This is a genomic window from Pseudotabrizicola formosa (assembly GCF_002900965.1).
Lineage (GTDB): Bacteria > Pseudomonadota > Alphaproteobacteria > Rhodobacterales > Rhodobacteraceae > Pseudotabrizicola > Pseudotabrizicola formosa.
Genome location: NZ_PJOM01000003.1, coordinates 554,615 through 572,286 on the forward strand (window position 1 = coordinate 554,615; position 17,672 = coordinate 572,286).

Here is a 17,672-nt window from a genome sequence, read left to right on the forward strand (position 1 = left end):
AGCGGGCAGGCCAGGCGCGGCATTTGTTCAGTATTTCGCGGGCACATACAGCTCCGGCGGCAGGACGGCGCGTTCGTAATCGGGGTTGAACACGCGTTCGGGCAGGTGAACCTCTTCGTGGGGGACCGGTTCATACGGGATCAGGCCCAACAGATGGTCGATACAGTTCAGTCGCGCGCGCTTCTTGTCGTTGCCTTCCACGATGTACCATGGCGCTTCGGGGATGTTGGTGCGCGCCATCATCTCCTCTTTCGCCTTGGTGTACTGTTCCCACCGCACGCGGCTTTGCAGATCCATCGGCGACAGTTTCCACTGTTTCATCGGGTCGTGGATGCGCATGAGAAACCGCATCTGCTGTTCTTCATCGGTGATCGAAAACCAGTATTTGATCACAGTGATGCCAGACCGTACCAGCATGCGCTCAAACTCCGGCACGTCGTGGAAGAATTGTTCCACTTGTTCTTCACTGGCAAAGCCCATCACCCGTTCGACCCCGGCGCGGTTGTACCAGCTGCGGTCAAACAGCACGATCTCGCCGCCGGCAGGTAAGTGCGGCACATAGCGCTGGAAATACCATTGCGATTTTTCGCGATCCGATGGGGCCGGCAGCGCAACCGCGCGCACCACGCGAGGGTTCAGCCTCTGGGTCAGGCGCTTGATCACGCCGCCCTTGCCCGCGCTGTCGCGGCCTTCAAAGATCACCACGACCTTTTTCTTGTGATATTGCACCCAGTCCTGAAGCTTGATGAGCTCGGACTGCATGCGGATCAGCGCATGGAAGTATTCGTGACGGTCGATCGTGTTCGGATGCTTTTCCTTGTAGATCCGCGAGATTTCCAGCGACAACTGGGCATCTTCCAGCTCCAGCTCGAAGTCTTCGTCAAAGGTGTCGGCCAGTTCAGCCTGAAGCCAGTCTTGCGCAGGAGAAGTCATCGTCGTGGTCACGGCGGGCACCTTTCAGGGATGTCCCGCCGTGATAGCTTTGGCTGTGTAACAGCAGTGCGACGGGATCAGGTATAATCCTGCCGCTGCAAGCCGTATTTTGCCATCTTTTCATTCAGCGTCCGGCGCGGCAGGCACAATTCATCCATGACCGCGACGATGCTGCCCTTGTGGCGGCGCATGGTGTTGTCGATCAGCATTTTCTCGAAGCTTTCGACATATTCCTTGAGCGGCTTGCCTTCGGTGGTCATCGCCGGGCCCGAGGCCTCGTTATCGGCCATCAGCAGGCTGGCGATGGAGCCTGACCCGCGCCGGTTCTGCAGCACGGCGCGTTCGGCGATGTTGACCAACTGGCGTACATTGCCCGGCCATGGGGCCTGCAACAGCTGTGCCGCCTCTTGCGCGGTGACCTGCGGGGCCTCGCAACCGTATTCCTCGGCAAATTGCTCGGACATGCGGGTGAACAGGGTCAGAATATCCTCACCACGCGACCGCAGCGGCGGGCACAGGATCGTCATTGCCCCAAGCCGGTAGAACAGATCGGCGCGCAGGATATCTTCCAGCGTCTTGTCCGCGGCATGTTCATTGCAGATCGCGATGATCCGCGTTTCAGGCGGCGTGCCGGACTCGTTGATCAGGGTCAGCAGACGGGCCTGCAGCGAATGGCTCAGGGCCTCGACATCCTCCAGACACAGGGTGCCGCCGCGGGCTTCTTCTACCAGGGGGATCGTGCCATCCTCGGCCGGGCCGAAGAGTTTGGCCGACAACTGGTCTTCGGACCAAGCCGCACAAGAGATGGTGACGAACTTCTTGGACGCGCGCGGCCCCACCGCATGCAGCGCATGGGCGACCAGTGTCTTGCCGGTGCCGGTTTCGCCGTCGATCAGAACGTGGCTGTCCGCCTGACCAAGATCAAGGATATCCTCGCGCAGACGCTCCATCACCGGGCTGCCGCCGATCAGCTTTTTCATCAGCACCGACCCATCGGACAATTCGCGGCGCAGCGCGCGGTTGTCCAGAGTCAGGCGGCGGGCCAGCGTGGCCTTTTTCGCCAGTTCGGTCATCCGGTCGGGATTGAACGGCTTTTCCAGAAAATCATAGGCCCCGACCCGCATTGCCTCGACCGCCATCGGCACATCACCGTGGCCGGTGATCATGATGACGGGCAGGCCGGAATCCATGCTCATCAGACGTTTCAGAAACGCCATGCCATCCATGCCCGGCATCTTGATGTCGCTGACGACAACACCGGCGAAATCGGCACTGATACCCTTGAGCGCCTCTTCGGCACTGGCATAGGTTTCGGTGTCAAAGCCCGACAGGGCCAGCCACTGACTGATCGATTGACGCATATCGGCTTCGTCATCGACGATGGCCACTTTCATTGCGCGCGACATGAAGACCTCATTCCGCAGCTTCCTGCTCATTTGCTGGCCTCATCAGAGGCAGTTGCATTTCAAAGACCGCGCCGCCACCTGCGGCATTGCGCGCGGTCAACCGGCCGCCCAGATCGCCAACGATGCCGCTGGAGATCGCAAGACCAAGGCCAACGCCCTCGCCGGGTTTCTTGGTGGTGTAGAAGGGCTCGAACAGGTTATCCAGATCGGCAATCCCGTGCCCGTTGTCGCGCACCATCAGCATGGCGGTATCGCCTTGGCTGAGGATCAGGTCAATCTGGGGCCCCTGACGATCCTTTGTGGCATCCAGCGCATTGCGCAGAAGGTTGATGATCACCTGTTCCAGCCGGATGCGGTCGGCCATGACCATCACCGGCTGGCGGGGCAGGGTGCGGGTGATCTTGACCACACGCGCCTTGAGCTGGGGCTCCATCATTGACAGGGCCGAACTGAGCGCCTGACGCAGATCCACCGGCTCGAACGCCTCACCGCCCTTGCGGGCATAGGATTTCAGCTGGCGGGTGATGGCGCCCATCCGCTCGATCAGGTCGTCGATCCGTTGGAACGACGACAGCGCCTCTTCGGGACGGCGGCGCTGCAACAGAAGGCGCGCCCCGGCCAGATAGGTTTTCATCGCGGCCAGCGGCTGGTTCAGCTCGTGGCTGACGGCAGCCGACATTTCCCCCAAAGCCGCAAGTTTGGACGATTGCGCCAGCGTCAGCTCGGCCACGGCCAGATCTTTCTGGACCTTTTCGCGTTCTGCGATCTCTCGCTGAAGCCGGGCGTTGAGCAGGCGCAGCTCGGCCGACTCCCGCTGAAAACTCATGCTTTGTGACCAGGCCTTGCGCGACAGGGCATAGAAGGTCAGCGCCAGCAGGATGGCAAAGCCCATGATCTCGAGCGCCAGCACGCCGTTGACCCGTTCCCGCACCGAATCGTAGGCGGTAAAGGTCACCATGCGCCAGCCCCGGAACGGCACCCGGGCTTCGGTCTTCATGACCGCCTGACCGGACAGATAAGCATCAGGCGGGTTCTGCGCCCAGTCTGCCGTGGCCTGCAGCGCGCGGCCAATGGCGGTGGGGGCTTCACGCGCCGCCATCGCCTCGGCCAGCGGCAGGCCGCGCCAGCGGGGCTCGGTGGCAAGGATGACAGTGCCTTCGCTGTCGGTTACCAGCACGGCATCCTGAAACCCGGTCCAGGCGCGTTCGTATTTCAACAGGTCGACCGCCACAGCGATCACCCCGACGGGGCGCCCGTCCACGATGATCGACCGGGAGTAGGTGAAATCAAAACCCGCCGTGCCGCGGCGTGCCACGGTGAAGATGGTATCCTTGGCGCGCAAGGCATCGACGTAGAAACTTTCGGTGCGGTAGGGTGTGCCCAGCAGGTTGCGGTTGGTGGCCCCGACCACCCGGCCATCGCGGTCCATCAGCATGATGGACGCCACGCCGATTTCGGACTGCACCTTGATCAGGCGCTGCGAGGTCTGGGAAAAATTGCCACTCCGCAACGCTTCGCCAAAGGCCGGATCGGTGGACAGCAGCAGTGGCACCACCGAGGTTCTTTGCAGTTCGGAAATCATATTGCCGGAATACAGCGCCAGGCGCAGGTCGGCCCGGTTGCGCGTGGTTTCCGAAAACCTTTCGGTCAGCCAGCGGTTGGTCACCAGCACCACGCCGATGGCCAGCACGACCATCAGAGCGATCACCAGTTTGACCGGCCAGGAAATTCCCTGTGCGTCTTCGCCCTGGTCTGTTTGATACCGTGTGTCCGCCATGCGCGGGACTCTAGGCCCAGCTTACGACCGCCTCAAGCTCTGGCCGGTCAGGCAAGCGCCATCCCGCCCATCAATGACCGGAACATCCCGGCCCCGTCGGTGCCGCCGTGAACCGGCTCGCAGGCGCGTTCCGGATGCGGCATCATGCCCAGCACGCGACGGTTGGCAGACAGCACCCCGGCGATGTCTGCCATCGAGCCATTGGGGTTCTGTTCATAGGTAAAGGCGATGCGGTCTTCGCCCTGCAAGCGGGCCAGACCTTCGGCATCAATCGTATAATTGCCGTCATGATGCGCGATCGGGATCTGGATATCCTGCCCCCGCCCATACTCGGCGGTATAGGCGCTGTCGGTGGTCTCCACTCGCAGCGTCACCTGCTTGCAGGCGAATTTCAGACCGGCGTTGCGCATCAGCGCGCCCGGCAGCAAGCCCATTTCCGTCAACACCTGAAACCCGTTGCAAATGCCCAGCACAAAGCCGCCCGCTGCCGCATGCGCCTTGATCGCCGGGGCAATCGGAGACTGTGCTGCAATTGCGCCGCAGCGCAGATAATCGCCAAAGGAAAAGCCGCCCGGCACGCCCACCACATCCACCCCATGGGGCAAGTCGGTGTCCTTGTGCCAGATCCGAGTCACCTGAAAGCCGGCCTGATCAAAAGCGGTGGCCAGATCCCGGTCGCAGTTCGAACCGGGGAAGGTGATGACGGCGGCTTTCATGGGACTCTCCCTGAGGATGCGATGCGATGGCCATAGCGCAAGCGGCGTGCCGCTTCCAGTCCGGGAATTGGCTATTTGCGCTGATAATGGCGCAAGACAAACACCCGGATTGCCGAGGCCAGCCCTTCGTCGCCCTGACGGCCCGCGTCGATGCGGGCCGCAAGGGCGTTCACCGTTTCGCCTTGTTCTGCGGCAATGGCGCGGAAAGCCTCCCAGAAGCTGGCCTCCAGCGACACGCTGGTGCGGTGGCCGTGCAAGGTGAGCGAGTGTTTCATGGGCCGGGCTGTCATGGCACGATCCTATCGCCCCACGGTGGCGGAGCAAAGGGCCGATGCAGCAGCGACCGCTGCCGCATGAGCGCAGGTCGCGGGAACCGAAGACAGGCGGCAGGGTTGGCTGTCAGAGCATTTTCACAAAACGCCTGCCGAAGGGGACCAAGACCCATGCTGCCTGTTGCCACCTATCGCCTGCAACTGCGCGAGGGCGTGACCTTTGACCGGGTGATCGCCGATCTGGACGCGATTGCGCGGCTGGGGATCAGCCATCTTTACCTGTCGCCGATCTTTACCGCCACCTCGGAGTCCACCCATGGCTATGATGTGACCCGGCCCGATGCGGTGGACCCCGCTTTGGGGGGGGTGGACGGCTTTCGCCGGCTGGCCGATGCCGCACAGGCCAAGGGATTAGGGGTCATTCTGGATATCGTGCCAAACCATACCGCGTTTTCGCTGGAAAACCCGTGGCTGTGCGATGTGCTGCGCCACGGAACAGACAGCCGCTATGCCCGGCATTTCGATATCGACTGGTCGGCGGGGCCGCTGGTGCTGCCCTGGCTGCCGCGTACGCTGGATGCGCTGCGCGCCCAGGGCGCGGTGCGTGTGGTCGAGGACGCGCAGCTTGGACCAGCGCTGGAAGTCGAAGGGCTGCGGGTGCCGCTGCACGGCGGGGGGGAGGGCACGCTGGACGCCGTGCTGAGCCGTCAGCCCTGGCAGCTGATCCATTGGGAGGCGGAAAGCGACCGCATCACCCATCGCCGCTTTTTCAACATCACCGATCTGATCTGCATGCGGGTGGACCGCGACGAGGTGTTTGACGACATGCACCGGCTGGTGCTTGATCTTGTGCACAGTGGCCACGTGCAGGGGTTGCGCATCGACCATGTGGACGGGTTGCGCCGGCCCGGTGCCTATCTGGCCCGGCTTCGTGACCGCGTCGGGTCAGGTGTTCCGATCTGGGTTGAGAAGATCCTGGTCGGGGATGAGCCGCTGCCGGACTGGCCGGTAGAGGGGACGACCGGCTACGAACACGCCCGCAGCTTTGCGCGGGTGCTGACGCCGGCCGCGGGGGCAGAGGCGCTGATGTCGCTGTGGTCAGAGGCCACCGGTCGCAGCCTTGACTTTGCCGCCACGCTGAAGACTGCAAAGCGGGATATCCTGCGCCACGAGTTGGCGGCAGAGGTGCTGCGGCTGGTCGAGCGCGCGAGTGACGCCCTTTCGGGCGACATCCACCATGATCCCGGCCCCGAAACGCTGCGCCAGTCGGTTCTGGGGATGCTGGAGGCCATGCCCGTCTACCGCACCTATTTCGGTGAGGGCGCGCAGTCTGAGGGCTTTGCCGCGCAGATGGCCGAGGCCATGCGCCAGTTTGTCACCCTGCATGTCCGCCCGCCCACCACGGCTTTGCGCCTGATCGACTGTGTGGCGCAGGCGCAGACCCCGGCGGAAGAGCGGTTCCGGGATCTGTTTCAGCAGACCAGCGGTGCGGTGATGGCCAAAGCGGCCGAGGATACCGGCTTTTACCGCTTCGTGCCCTATCTCGCCGCCTCGGAGGTTGGGGCCTCACCCGATGATGTTGTCATGACAGAGGATGAGTTTGCCAAGGCCACCGCCGAAGTGGTGCCAGGTGCTATGGTTCTGACCTCTACCCATGACACAAAGCGCAGCGAAGATGCCCGGATGCGGATGGTGGCCTGTGCGTCGATGCCGGATGCGGTGCAGGTGCTGTGGCGCGATCTGTGCGATCTGCCGCGCGTGGCAGAGGCAGAGGCAGACGGAGTGCGCAAGGATGAGGTGTGGGTGTTGATGCATGCGCTGCTTGCCGCATGGCAACCGGCTGCACAGCGCGCTGATCTGCCGGGCAGGGTGCCGGCCTATCTGGAAAAGGCCATGCGCGAGGCCAAAGAGATCACATCGCCGTCTTTCCCGGATGCGCGGGCAGAGGCTCCGGCGCTTGCTCTCGCGCGGGATCTTGCGGCGCAGTGGCAGGACAAGCTGCCTGAGGCGGCGGCGGCGTTGATCGACCGGGCAGAGATGTTGTCTCTGGTCCAGTTGGCGTTCAAGTGCCTGTCGCGCGGGGTGCCCGATATCTATCGCGGTTGCGAAGGGCCGTCGTTCTGGCTGACCGATCCTGACAACCGGATGCCGGTTGACCCGGTGGAACTGCAAGGTTTGGAAGAGGCGGAGGGCTTTGCCGGTCGAAAGTACCGTCTCACCCGTTGCCTGCTGTTGCTGCGGGCTCAACGGATCGAGGATCTGCGAGGACCGGGGGCCACACGCCTGACGCAGGACGCCGGGTGCTATGTCGTGCGGCGCGACACCGAAGCTGGCGAGATTCGCGTCGAAATCCGTCAGGACCAAGAACCGACTGTGACGTTGCAAGGTCGCGTCCAGCACCCGTCGCAGACAGAGGCCGCAGAATAGGAAAAAGCCCCCCGGTCAGACTGGACCGGGGGGCTTTGGATATGTGGGGGGTTTGACAGCTCAGAAGGTAAGGCTGAAATGCTCACCCATGTCGGGTTCCTTGCCGCTCAGCTTGGCTTTCACCAGTTCGAAAGCAAATCCCATCGCGCCTGTCGTCAGCCAGACCTCTGCCATCGCCGGTGTCATTTTGATCAGCCGGATGTCCGGGTCGTCGATCCCGTCAAACCAGCTGCTGGCGACCGGGTTCCACAGCTCTTCCAGTTTGGCGCGGTCCTGCACCAATGCGGCGTGGCCTTCGATCCGGGCGTGGATGTTGCTTTCCCCGGTGACGATCAGCGACGCGTCGGTCTCGCCACTGGTGACGGCCTCGACCAGCGCCGTGCCTTGCGCGGTCATGAACCAGATCGCGCCATCATCGCCGCGCGCATAGGGCGACATCGGCACATGCCGCGCCGATCCGATGGACAGCATGGCGGAGTGGACGCCTTCCAGTTCTTTCCAGAATTTCTCAGTCGACATGACTCACCTCTTTCATGGGAATGGGGCAGGGGCTGCTGCCCTTGCTTTCCTGTCGCCCATCAACGCAAGGCCCATCACAGCGGTTCCTTTCCGGGGCCGGATTGCATAGAACAACGTTCACGCTGTTGGCATTTGGTGGCGGGACTTGCCGCGCCTATCTTGCACAGAGCCGTTTGCCGGGTTCCGGCCGCATCCAAAGGAGCCGCCGCCGCATGACCCAGATGCCCACCCCCTCTGAGGCACGTGGCCTGCAATCCGCGCGTGAAATCGAAGGCCATCTCAAGGCGCTGGAGACCTTTACGCCGATTGCGCTGGGGGTGCTCTCGGTGGCATCGGGGATCTACACCTATCTTGGCGTGTCCTCGCTGCTGAGCGATGATGGCGCCATGAGCTTCTTCGCTGCTGTCGCCTATTCGCTGGCGGTCTCGGTCGCGATCTTTGTGTTCTGGAGCTATCTGATCCGCTTGCTGCCTGCGATGCGCTCTGCCGCGTCCCGGCTGGGGTTGTTTTTGTCGATGGCGCTGGGGTCGCTAGCGATCATCGCCATGTCCAGTTGGCTGAACGCCGCTGCATTGGCGGGGTCTGCGGCGGTGGAGCAGCATCTGGCGAAAACCGTGCAGGACTATCAGGTCGGGCTGGAACAGGCCCACAGGGTCACGGTGGCGGCGCAAGGCTTGGGTCTGGATGTCGCGCGCACCCGGCAAAGCTTTCAGGATCTGTCGGCGCAGGAGGCCACCGGCAACCTGTCGGGCACGGCAGGGCGGGGGGCCGTGTTCCGGGTGCTGATCCAGAAGGCGGATGAGCTTGCCGGGCTGGAAGCGCAGATCACGGCGCAGGGCCCCTTGGTGGACGCCGCTTTTTCCGAGGGCAACCAGATCCTCAGCCGGATGCGGGCATTGACGGCATCTTCCGGCGACGTCGAGCAGCGGTCGGTCGAATTTGCCGAGGAATCGGTGCGTCTGGCCGGGTTGATCGCGCAGTTGCGGCAATTGTCGGTGGCGCCCCTGGTGGCGCGGGCGGCGCAGGATCTGTCAGCCTCGGTTGTCGTACCGGAACTGGACGGCTCCACCGACACGATCCGAAACGATCAGCGCAGCACGATCGATGCGGTGCTGACCCTGCTGGCGCAGCGCGCGACCACGTTGAAGGCGGCGGCAGATGAAGTGCTGGCGATGCCCACGCCGGATGACACCACCTATGCACCGATTTCCACGGCCGATGCGGTGCTGCGCTATGCGGGCGACTTCATCCCGTCCTGGGCGGGGGCGATTGCCATTGATCTGCTGCCCGCCGTTCTGGTGCTGATAATGATGGTGGCGCAAAGCGCCATCCGGTCGGACAGGGGCACGGCCGCCCCTGAAGAGACGATGACGCTGGCCGAAATCCGTGCGGCCGTGACGGCGTTGCGCGCGCTGGAGACCCCTGCACCCCAGCCGGTGCCTGTGGTCGAAGACCCGGTTTCGGCCGAGCGGCCGGCACCAGTTGCACCAGTCTCCGATCCGGTCGCACAGGATTTGCCCGCGCCGCATGTGATCAGCGGCAGGCGCTGAATGGCGGGCGTGAAAACCTCCCGCTCCGGGCGGGTGTTGCAAGCCATGCTGGTGGCCCAAATCGCCTTGGCCGGGGTCATCGTGCTGGGGGATTTTCAGCGGATTGCACCCGGCCTGTGGCAGCGAGATCCCGCGCCACCTGCCGCCGTGCCCGTGCGCCCCGGCGATCAGACCCGTCGCTATGCGCCTCGTGAGTTGCCGCGCGACCAGCCTGCCGGGCCGGGCTTTCCGCGCGGCGATGACGTGCCGGAACGGTTGCAGTTTACCGCAACCTGGTCGGGCGACCAGGAAACCGTCCTGCTGGAAGGCGCGATTGAACCTGGCGACAGCGCGCGCTTTGCCGAATATCTGGATCAGCGCCTCACCTTGCCCGACCAGATCGCCCTGCACAGTCCCGGCGGGTCCGTCACCGATGCGCTGGAAATCGGGCGCATGATCCGCGATGCCGGTCTGCCCACACAGATGCAGGCCGGGGCGGCGTGTTTTTCGGCCTGCCCCTACATCCTTGCCGCCGGAACCGTGCGGCAAGTCAGCCGCAAGGCGCTGGTGGGGGTGCACCAGCATTACTTCGGCGAAAGTACCCTGCTGCCCGCCTTTGTCGCGGTGGAAAGCATCCAGCACGGGCAAGGGGAGGTGCTGGACTATCTGGCCATGATGGGCATTGACCTGCGGCTGTCGGCCAAGGCCATGCAGACTCCGCCGGACAAGATCTATATTCTGTTGGAGGAAGAACTGACGGATTTCGCATTGGCGACCGAATTGCTGGATTAGGGCGGTCAGGCGCGTCTGGCGTCGCTTGGCGTGCCAAAACGGCCCGGTTTCGCGGCTGCTGCCGGTTGCGTTGATTTCAGGCTGGCGCTTGTGCCGCGCAAGCCTTTACAGGCGGCACCTTCTTGTTCGCTTTCCGTTAGATGCGAGGCAGATCAGGGCGGAGCGCCGAACCCCTCTTCCGCTGGCAAATTGGTTGGAAACACGATCTGCATCGGCAGCAAAGAGGGCAGGCTTGGCGCGTGCAATTGGTCCAGCATCACCTCCAGCAGAGTCTTTGTCCGTTGGGTGAAGACGGCCATCATCGTGCCGTCCTGCAGCAGTCGCCGCGTGCCGGGGCCAAGGCCATGACCTATCAACTGGACCTGCCCGGCCCGGCCACTGCGCTGCAAGGCCATACCGATGCCTTCGGACGAGCCGCCAACATTGTAGATCCCACGCAGATCCGGGGTTGTCTCCAGCATTTCCAGGGTCAGCCGCATGTTGGTGACCGGATCGTCCTGCCCTTCAATGGTCTCTGACACCGTCAGATGGGGATAATCGCGCTGAATCAGCTGGTGAAAGCCCATTTCCCGTTCGACATGGGCGCGATAGTGCCGCGTTGCCGCGATGACCGCGAGAGCACCCCGCCCCAGTGGTGCAGTCTTTGCGAGCAGATAGGCAGCCGTGCGGCCCGCCGCCAGGTTGTCGATCCCGATATAGGCACGCCGGCGCGAGCCGCTGATGTCGCTGATAAGGGTCAGCACCAGTTTTCCACTGTCGGTCAGCGCGTTTACCGTCTCGCAAACCTCGGGATGGTCGACCCCGAAGAAGGCCAAAGCGTCAGACCTGCGGCCAAAGCGGCGCAGGCTGGCCGCCATTGCAGCGGGGTTCAGGGCATCGGTCAGGAAACTGTGGATGCGCACACCCCGGTCCCTCAGTTGCGCCCAGGCCCGCAATTCGGCGTTCAGAGAGCGGATGAACGGGTTGGCGCTGGCTGGCAGGACGACGGTCAGACGCAGCCGTTCGGGCCGCGTCAGCCGCGCCAGATCTTCGTCGGACAGATAGCGACAGTCCGCCGTGGCTTTTAGCACACGCTCCACCGTGGAAGACCGCACATTCGGTCGGCCATGCAATACCCTGTCCACTGTCGCTTCGGACACGCCCGCCAGTCTTGCGATGTCCCGAATGCCCGGCCGCCCTGCCATATCCATCAAAACCCATCAAAAACCCTCGATTGACCCGATAGGGCCATGTTCTAGAGTGGCCGTCAATGACGCGGGGAGGGAGCCTCGCATCAGCGTTTTGCAGATGGGAGGATGATCATGACCAATTCTGTTGCACTGTCACGTCGGGGCCTGTTGCTGGCCGGAGGGGCCGCGGTGCTGGCGACGCCGTTTCTGGGCAAAGGGGCCCGTGCCGCCACGACGCTGCGCTATGGCCACATGCACACACCGGCCTCGATTGCGGGCGCGCAGGCTGAATGGTTTGCGGCTGCAGTGAAGGAAAAGACCGGGGGCGAGATCGAGATCCAGATCTTTCCGAACTCGCAACTGGGCAAGTTGCAGGAGCTGGCCGAGGCGGTTTCGACCGGGTCTATCGCGTTCTCGCACAACACGGCGGGCGCGGTCGGTTCGCTTTATGCGCCCTTTGCGGCGTTTGACACGCCTTATTTGTACCGCGACATCCCGCATCTGATGAATGTCATGGATGCGGCCAGCCCCGTCATGGAAGAGCTGAACACCGGCCTGATCGAGGCTTCGGGCACCCGAGCGCTCTACGCCTTTTACTTCGGCACCCGCAACCTGACGCTGGATCGTGCCGCCCTGACCCCGGCCGATCTTGCCGGCATCAAGATCCGCTCGATCCCGTTCCCGATCTATATGGCGACGGTCGAAGGCTTGGGCGGTGTGCCGGTGCCGGTGGATTGGTCCGAAGTGCCGACCGCTTTGGCGACAGGCGTGGTCAACGGGCAGGAGAACCCGATGAACGTGCTGGTGTCGGCCAAGCTTTACGAGGTGCAAAGCCATGTCATGCTGACCGGGCACATCAGCGCAGCGCAGGTCGTGATGATGAATGACGATGTGTGGAACGGGTTGTCCGATGCCCATAAAGAGGCGGTTGCGTCTGCGGCATCTGAAACGCGCGCCCGCGCGTCAGACGAGATGCTGGCCGCGGAAGCCACCGATCTGGAAGCCCTGCGCAGCGCGGGCATGACAGTGGTGGACGAGGCGGCGGGGCTTGATCTTGCGGCCTTCCGAGACAGCGTGAAGGCCCGCGTTTCCAGCGAGTTCGATGCCGAATGGGGCGAGCTCTACGCCAAGATCGCAGCCGTAGCGTAACCATGGCGGAACCCGGTGCCCCGATCCTTTCAGCGCCCGCCCCACCGCGGGCGCTGGACCTGATGGCGCGCGCCTTGTTTGCGCTGTCCACCGGGCTTTTGCTGCTGATCATCACCTTGATCATCGCACAGGTGGCCGCGCGCAATCTGTGGAACACCGGCCTGCCACGCGCGGAAGAGATTTCCCGCCTTGCCGGTGTCTTGGCCGTCTATTTCACGGCCCCACTTCTGGCGTTGCAGGGGCAGCATGTGGCGGTAGACGTGTTCACCAACCTGATGCCACGCCTGTCGCGGCTGGTGTGCTTTGTGCTTGCAGAGCTGTCGATGCTGATTTTTGCGGCGCTGACGATCTGGGGCGGCTGGCTGTATCTGGCCCGGGCCTGGAAGTTCCGGACCCCGGCGCTTGGACTGCAGAACATCTGGCTGTTTGCACCTGTGCTGCTTTGCTTTGCCCTTCTGATCCTCATTGCCGCGTGGCGCATCTTTGCTGTTCTGCGCGCGGAAAGACCCCAGCCATGACATTGACCCTTTTGCTGGCCTTTGCGGTGCTGCTGGTGATCGGCGCACCGATCGCTGTGGCGCTTGGTCTGTCCTCGGCCATCACGATCCTGACGCATGGTCTGCCCGCTTCGGTGCTGCTGCAACGCGCGGTCAACTCGATCGACTCGTCGCCCTTGCTGGCGGTGCCCATGTTCATCATGGCCGCGGCACTGCTGAGCGCAACAGGCGTGACCACCTATATGTTCGATCTGGTGCGCATGATCGTGGGTCGGATGCGGGGCGGAATGGCACATGTCAATGTGCTGTTGTCCCTGGTGTTTTCGGGCATGTCAGGTGCGGCGCTTGCCGATATCGGCGCCCTTGGCGGCATGCAGGTGCGCGAGATGGAAAAGCAGGGCTACACCCGTCGCTTTGCTGCCGGCCTGACTGTTGCCTCGGCCACCATCGGGCCGATTTTCCCCCCATCGATCCCACTGATCATCTTTGCGACCGCGGCCGAGGTTTCGCCGGTTCGGGTCCTGCTGGCGGGGATCGTGCCGGCCTTGCTGCTGGCAGCGATGCTGATGGGGTACATCATGCTGATCGCAGGCCGCCACAACCTGCCGCGGGATCCGGTGTCGCCCACGCCGCTTGCATTCTTGCGGCTGTCGCTGATCTCTTTTCCGGCGTTGATGACACCGGTGCTGCTGATCGGCGGGCTGCTTTCGGGGTCTTTCGGACCGACAGAAGCCGCAGGCATCACGGTGGCCTATGCCATCCTGATCGGTCTTGTGGTCTATCGCACCCTGACGCTGCGCGCCTTGATCTCATCGGCGCGCGAGACGGTGCTGGCCACGGCCAATATCCTGTTTGTCGTGGCCGCAGCGGCGCTGTTTGCCTGGGTTCTGACCATGGATCAGGTGCCGGCCCGCGCGGGTGCCTGGCTGCTGGGGATTTCTGACAATCCGCTGGTCCTGCTGCTTATTCTGAACATCGTTCTGTTGGTGGCGGGGATGTTCCTGGAATCCATCGCAGCCATTCTGATCATCGCACCGATCATCACCCCGGCCCTGGTTGCCGCCGGGGCACCGCCCGAACAGGTCGGTGTCGTCATGGTGCTGAACCTGATGATCGGGTTGCTGACCCCGCCGGTCGGCATGAGCCTATACATGATGTCGATCACGGTGAAACTGCCGTTTGCCGAGGTCGTGCGCGGTACGGCACCCTTCATCCTTCCCCTTCTTGCGGCCTTGGCGCTGGTCACCCTGTTTCCGGGGCTGACCACTGGGCTGCCCACCTTTCTGATGGAGTGATCCTTATGAGCCGCTTTCTAGGCCCGATCCGCCAGCTTGGCTTTGTCGTTCCCGATATCGAGGCCGCAATGCGGCATTGGTCCGCCGTGATGGGCGTTGGCCCGTTTTACTACAACCCGCAGGTGCCGATCGAAGACTATACCTTTGACGGGCAGCGCTATGAGCCGCACAATTCGGTCGCGCTTGCCAATGCCGGGTATGTTCAGGTCGAGCTGATCCAGTGCCGCAATGCGGTGCCGTCCTGCTATAAGGAGTTCACCGACGCCGGGCACAGCGGGCTGCAACACACCGCTTACTGGACCGAAGACTATGACCGTGATCTGAAAATCATGACCGATCAGGGTTTCAAGGTCAGAATGTCCGGGGCGGTCGGTCGGAATGGACGGTTTGCCTATTTCGACCGCGAGGATCATCCCGGCACCTGTATCGAGTTGTCCGAGGTCAAAGGCCCGAAAGGCCGGATGTTCGACCTGATCCGCGCGGCCTCTGAAGGCTGGGACGGCACAGATCCTGTGCGTCCCTTCCCCGATCTGGGTGCCCTTGCATGATCCGAGCAACCTATCTGGTAGAGACCCCCTGTGCCATCGCAGAGGTGGCGGCGATGATGGCGGGCGAACAAAGTGCCGGCACCTTCATGCGGGTGGAGGGAGAGACCGACGCCTTGCGCGCCCGGTTCGGGGCCACCGTCGTCTCCACAGAACAGATCGACCGGTCCGAGACCCCGTCGCTGCGCTCTGCCTGGGCGGAACGGCGTGGTCTGACCGGGCCGCGTGGTGTCTATCGTGTGGTGATCGACTATCCTGAAGACAATGTTGGCGTGAACCTGCCCACGCTTGCCGCGGTCGTGGCGGGCAATCTGTACGACCTGGGCGAGGTGACGGGGCTTAGGCTGGTAGATGTGGCCGTGACCCGGGCCTATCGCGCGCAGTATGACACGCCGGTGCTGGGCGTAAGCGGCACCCGCCGGTCTGCGGGCGTGCAGGGTCGCCCGATGTTTGGCACCATCATCAAGCCCAACATCGGGCTTGCCCCCGAAGAGATTGCCGATCTGGTGCAGCGGCTGTGCGAGGCCGGCACCGATTTTGTCAAGGATGACGAGATTGCGGGCACCCACCCGCACGCGCCCGTCGAGGCGCGCATCCGCGCAGTGATGGACCGTGTCCGCCGGCATCGGGATCGCACCGGCAAACGGGTGATGGTTGCCTTCAACATCACCGACGAGACAGACGCGATGCGCCGCCATGCCGACGTTCTGATGGCCGAAGAAGGCACCTGCGCGATGGTTTCGCTCAACTGGGTGGGGCTGTCGGCAGTGCAGACCTTGCGGCGGCACACGCCCGTTGCCATCCACGGGCACCGCAACGGCTATGGTGGCATGGGCCGGCATCCGCTGCTGGGCATGGGGGTGCGCGCCTATCAGATGCTGTACCGGCTGGCGGGGATCGACCACATGCATGTTCACGGCATGGGTGGCAAATTCTCGGATCTGGACGAAGATGTGACGCAAGCCGCGCGGCACTGCCTGGAACAGATGGGCGCCGAAGATGATCGCGTGATGCCGATCTTTTCGTCGGGGCAATGGGCGGGCACCTTGCCGCAGACGCTGGCACATATCGGCTCGGAGGATCTGATGTTCCTGTCCGGCGGGGGTATCATGGCCCATCCGTCGGGGCCGGCGGCTGGGCTGGCGTCACTGCGGCAGGCGCATGAAGCGGTCGTGGCAGGCATTGCCCTGACCGACCACGCCCGCACGCATCCCGAACTGGCGCAGGCCTTGGCAACCTTCGGCCCCAAGGATTAGGCGCGTGTCCTATGTCTTTATCGCCGACGATTTCACCGGCGCCTCTGATACATTGGCGACGCTGGCCAAGGCCGGTCTGCGGGTCCGGCTTTTCCGGGATCTGCCCGGGGTCGAGGATCTGAAAGGGCTGGATGTTTGGGGGATCGCTACCGATGCCCGCTCGCTTGGACAGGCGGATATGGTGGCGCTGTCTGCCCGCATCGGGCGCGGGCTGCGTGCCTTCCACCCCGATTTTCTGCATGTGAAAATCTGTTCTACCTTTGACAGCAGCGCCACCACCGGCAATGTGGCTATGCTGGCGCAAGGGTTGGCGGCAGAGCTTGACATCGACGCCATCGCCGTACTGGCCGGGCAACCGTCCTTGGGGCGCTACTGCGTGTTCGGGACGCTGTTTGCCCGGGGGCCAGATGGGCTGGTCCACCGGATTGACCGGCATCCGGTCATGTCCGCCCATCCTGTGACCCCGATGCAGGAGGCTGACCTGTCGCGGCACTTGGACGCCCTGGGGCTGCACGGATTGCATCTTGTCCCACGGGGAGGCGCGGGGGCGGCCTTTCCGCGACTGTATGATCTGCTGGATCAGGGCGATGTCGTGCAGGCGGGCCATGATCTTGCCGTGGCCAAACGCCCTTTGCTGGTGATGGGCGCGTCTTCCGTTGCCGAGGCCTGGCTGTCGGCACAACCCGCCCGGCCCCTGTCGCAAGTGCCACCTTGCGCTGTGACAGGGCCGATCTTTGCCTTTGCCGGGTCGCGTTCTTCGCTCACATCCGCACAGGTTGATGCCACAACCGCCCTGTCCTGCCTGCCCGTGTCCGCGACGGAGATGGTCGAGGACGGGGAAAGCCTTCTGGCGCTGCGGCGTCACGTGCTGGAACGGCTGGAGCAAGGACATGACTGCCTCGTTCACCTGGTCCCCGACGCTGCGGGTCGCCACATCCAACCCGCCGTCCTTGCGAAACGCGCTGGAGATTTCGTTCACGCGATCTGCGCGTCTCGGGGGGTGGGCGGCCTGATCGTCGCGGGTGGCGACACATCAAGCGCGATCCTCAACAGGCTGGCGCCAGAATGGCTGGACTACGCGGGCGGCCTTTGCCCAGGTGTTCCGATCTTGCGCACCTGCCTGCAGGGCAGGGATTTGTGTCTGGCGCTGAAGGGTGGCCAGATGGGTGGGCTGGACTTCTTTGATCGTGCAGCTGCGGCACTGCGCGGCGCCGCAGACGCGACGTAAGCCAGCCCATTGTCTTTCACCGGCAGCGCTCCCATCGCTAGCGCAGGTCTTGGGGGAGGAGGGCGGTTGGCAGGTTCTGATAGCAGACCGGGCGCAGCCAGCGGCGGATCGACAATGTGCCGACCGAGGTGGCCCCGAAATTGGTGCTGGCCGGATAGGGCC

General features: G+C 63.5%; 16 protein-coding genes and 1 pseudogene. 9 read left to right on the plus strand and 8 right to left on the minus strand.

Annotation, left to right across the window (positions count from 1 at the left end; all coding sequences use genetic code 11):
* Positions 1-27 precede the first annotated feature (27 nt).
* From ppk2 to CXR43_RS13895, 5 genes are all read right to left on the minus strand, one after another.
* Positions 28-933, minus strand: a complete 906-nt coding sequence (ppk2, locus tag CXR43_RS13875) for a polyphosphate kinase 2 (protein WP_103334633.1) — start codon at positions 931-933, stop codon at positions 28-30.
* Between the two features lie 77 nt (positions 934-1,010).
* Entirely contained in the window at positions 1,011-2,339 is a 1,329-nt protein-coding gene (locus CXR43_RS13880; RefSeq protein WP_103334770.1) for a sigma-54-dependent transcriptional regulator, read from the minus strand.
* Positions 2,340-2,346: 7 nt separating this feature from the next.
* Complete coding sequence (locus tag CXR43_RS13885) at positions 2,347-4,035, minus strand: sensor histidine kinase (protein WP_246831397.1); 1,689 nt, start codon at positions 4,033-4,035, stop codon at positions 2,347-2,349.
* A gap of 128 nt (positions 4,036-4,163) precedes the next feature.
* Positions 4,164-4,832, minus strand: a complete 669-nt coding sequence (purQ, locus tag CXR43_RS13890) for a phosphoribosylformylglycinamidine synthase subunit PurQ (RefSeq protein WP_103334635.1) — start codon at positions 4,830-4,832, stop codon at positions 4,164-4,166.
* Positions 4,833-4,903: 71 nt separating this feature from the next.
* Positions 4,904-5,122 (minus strand): ribbon-helix-helix domain-containing protein, encoded by a 219-nt coding sequence (locus tag CXR43_RS13895; RefSeq protein ID WP_103334636.1) that lies wholly within the window; start codon positions 5,120-5,122, stop codon positions 4,904-4,906.
* A 153-nt stretch (positions 5,123-5,275) separates the two neighbouring features.
* On the opposite strand from CXR43_RS13895, the gene treY reads away from it, so the two are divergent.
* Positions 5,276-7,531: a malto-oligosyltrehalose synthase gene (gene treY, locus CXR43_RS13900; RefSeq protein WP_168219832.1), complete on the plus strand. Its 2,256-nt coding sequence runs from the start codon at positions 5,276-5,278 to the stop codon at positions 7,529-7,531.
* A gap of 60 nt (positions 7,532-7,591) precedes the next feature.
* Here treY and CXR43_RS13905 read toward each other — a convergent pair whose 3' ends face one another.
* Positions 7,592-8,050 (minus strand): pyridoxamine 5'-phosphate oxidase family protein, encoded by a 459-nt coding sequence (locus CXR43_RS13905; protein ID WP_103334638.1) that lies wholly within the window; start codon positions 8,048-8,050, stop codon positions 7,592-7,594.
* A gap of 212 nt (positions 8,051-8,262) precedes the next feature.
* Between CXR43_RS13905 and CXR43_RS13910 the strand changes: the two genes are divergently transcribed.
* A complete protein-coding gene (locus CXR43_RS13910; protein WP_246831391.1) occupies positions 8,263-9,600 on the plus strand; it encodes a hypothetical protein in 1,338 nt (445 codons plus the stop codon).
* On the plus strand, positions 9,601-10,371 hold the full coding sequence (locus tag CXR43_RS13915; RefSeq protein WP_103334639.1) for a COG3904 family protein: 771 nt from the start codon (positions 9,601-9,603) through the stop codon (positions 10,369-10,371).
* A 152-nt stretch (positions 10,372-10,523) separates the two neighbouring features.
* Here the strand turns inward: CXR43_RS13915 and CXR43_RS13920 are convergent, their stop codons facing one another.
* Positions 10,524-11,555 (minus strand): LacI family DNA-binding transcriptional regulator, encoded by a 1,032-nt coding sequence (locus CXR43_RS13920; protein WP_103334772.1) that lies wholly within the window; start codon positions 11,553-11,555, stop codon positions 10,524-10,526.
* Between the two features lie 117 nt (positions 11,556-11,672).
* Here CXR43_RS13920 and CXR43_RS13925 point away from each other — a divergent pair, with 117 nt between their 5' ends.
* Genes CXR43_RS13925 through CXR43_RS13950 form a run of 6 tightly spaced genes read left to right on the plus strand, consistent with a single transcriptional unit; the run spans position 11,673 to position 17,510 of the window.
* Positions 11,673-12,689, plus strand: coding sequence for a TRAP transporter substrate-binding protein (locus CXR43_RS13925; protein ID WP_103334775.1), 1,017 nt, complete (start codon positions 11,673-11,675; stop codon positions 12,687-12,689).
* Positions 12,690-12,691: 2 nt separating this feature from the next.
* Positions 12,692-13,207 carry a TRAP transporter small permease gene (locus CXR43_RS13930; protein WP_103334640.1) on the plus strand — a complete coding sequence of 172 codons (516 nt, stop codon included), beginning with the start codon at positions 12,692-12,694 and terminating at the stop codon, positions 13,205-13,207.
* Complete coding sequence (locus CXR43_RS13935) at positions 13,204-14,481, plus strand: TRAP transporter large permease (protein ID WP_103334641.1); 1,278 nt, start codon at positions 13,204-13,206, stop codon at positions 14,479-14,481. The genes CXR43_RS13930 and CXR43_RS13935 overlap by 4 nt, the downstream gene beginning before the upstream one ends.
* 5 nt (positions 14,482-14,486) lie before the next feature.
* The gene (locus CXR43_RS13940; protein ID WP_103334642.1) at positions 14,487-15,029 is read left to right on the plus strand and encodes a VOC family protein; all 543 of its coding nucleotides are present in this window, start codon (positions 14,487-14,489) and stop codon (positions 15,027-15,029) included.
* A complete protein-coding gene (locus tag CXR43_RS13945) occupies positions 15,026-16,282 on the plus strand; it encodes a RuBisCO large subunit C-terminal-like domain-containing protein (protein ID WP_103334643.1) in 1,257 nt (418 codons plus the stop codon). Before CXR43_RS13940 ends, CXR43_RS13945 begins: the two co-directional genes overlap by 4 nt.
* Positions 16,283-16,286: 4 nt before the next feature.
* The gene (locus tag CXR43_RS13950) at positions 16,287-17,510 is read left to right on the plus strand and encodes a four-carbon acid sugar kinase family protein (protein ID WP_103334644.1); all 1,224 of its coding nucleotides are present in this window, start codon (positions 16,287-16,289) and stop codon (positions 17,508-17,510) included.
* Positions 17,511-17,547: 37 nt separating this feature from the next.
* Here the strand turns inward: CXR43_RS13950 and CXR43_RS18095 are convergent.
* Positions 17,548-17,672 (minus strand): annotated as a pseudogene (locus tag CXR43_RS18095) (aldehyde dehydrogenase family protein); the annotation flags it as partial.

Coding starts and splice junctions, on each gene's coding strand:
- CXR43_RS13930 (WP_103334640.1), top strand. CDS start 12,692: ATGGCGGAACCCGGTGCCCCGATCCTTTCAGCGCCCGCCCCACCGCGG.
- CXR43_RS13915 (WP_103334639.1), top strand. CDS start 9,601: ATGGCGGGCGTGAAAACCTCCCGCTCCGGGCGGGTGTTGCAAGCCATG.
- purQ (WP_103334635.1), bottom strand. CDS start 4,832: ATGAAAGCCGCCGTCATCACCTTCCCCGGTTCGAACTGCGACCGGGAT.
- CXR43_RS13945 (WP_103334643.1), top strand. CDS start 15,026: ATGATCCGAGCAACCTATCTGGTAGAGACCCCCTGTGCCATCGCAGAG.
- CXR43_RS13885 (WP_246831397.1), bottom strand. CDS start 4,035: ATGGTCGTGCTGGCCATCGGCGTGGTGCTGGTGACCAACCGCTGGCTG.
- CXR43_RS13940 (WP_103334642.1), top strand. CDS start 14,487: ATGAGCCGCTTTCTAGGCCCGATCCGCCAGCTTGGCTTTGTCGTTCCC.
- CXR43_RS13925 (WP_103334775.1), top strand. CDS start 11,673: ATGACCAATTCTGTTGCACTGTCACGTCGGGGCCTGTTGCTGGCCGGA.
- CXR43_RS13910 (WP_246831391.1), top strand. CDS start 8,263: ATGACCCAGATGCCCACCCCCTCTGAGGCACGTGGCCTGCAATCCGCG.
- ppk2 (WP_103334633.1), bottom strand. CDS start 933: ATGACTTCTCCTGCGCAAGACTGGCTTCAGGCTGAACTGGCCGACACC.
- CXR43_RS13905 (WP_103334638.1), bottom strand. CDS start 8,050: ATGTCGACTGAGAAATTCTGGAAAGAACTGGAAGGCGTCCACTCCGCC.
- CXR43_RS13935 (WP_103334641.1), top strand. CDS start 13,204: ATGACATTGACCCTTTTGCTGGCCTTTGCGGTGCTGCTGGTGATCGGC.
- CXR43_RS13895 (WP_103334636.1), bottom strand. CDS start 5,122: ATGACAGCCCGGCCCATGAAACACTCGCTCACCTTGCACGGCCACCGC.
- CXR43_RS13880 (WP_103334770.1), bottom strand. CDS start 2,339: ATGTCGCGCGCAATGAAAGTGGCCATCGTCGATGACGAAGCCGATATG.
- treY (WP_168219832.1), top strand. CDS start 5,276: ATGCTGCCTGTTGCCACCTATCGCCTGCAACTGCGCGAGGGCGTGACC.
- CXR43_RS13920 (WP_103334772.1), bottom strand. CDS start 11,555: ATGGCAGGGCGGCCGGGCATTCGGGACATCGCAAGACTGGCGGGCGTG.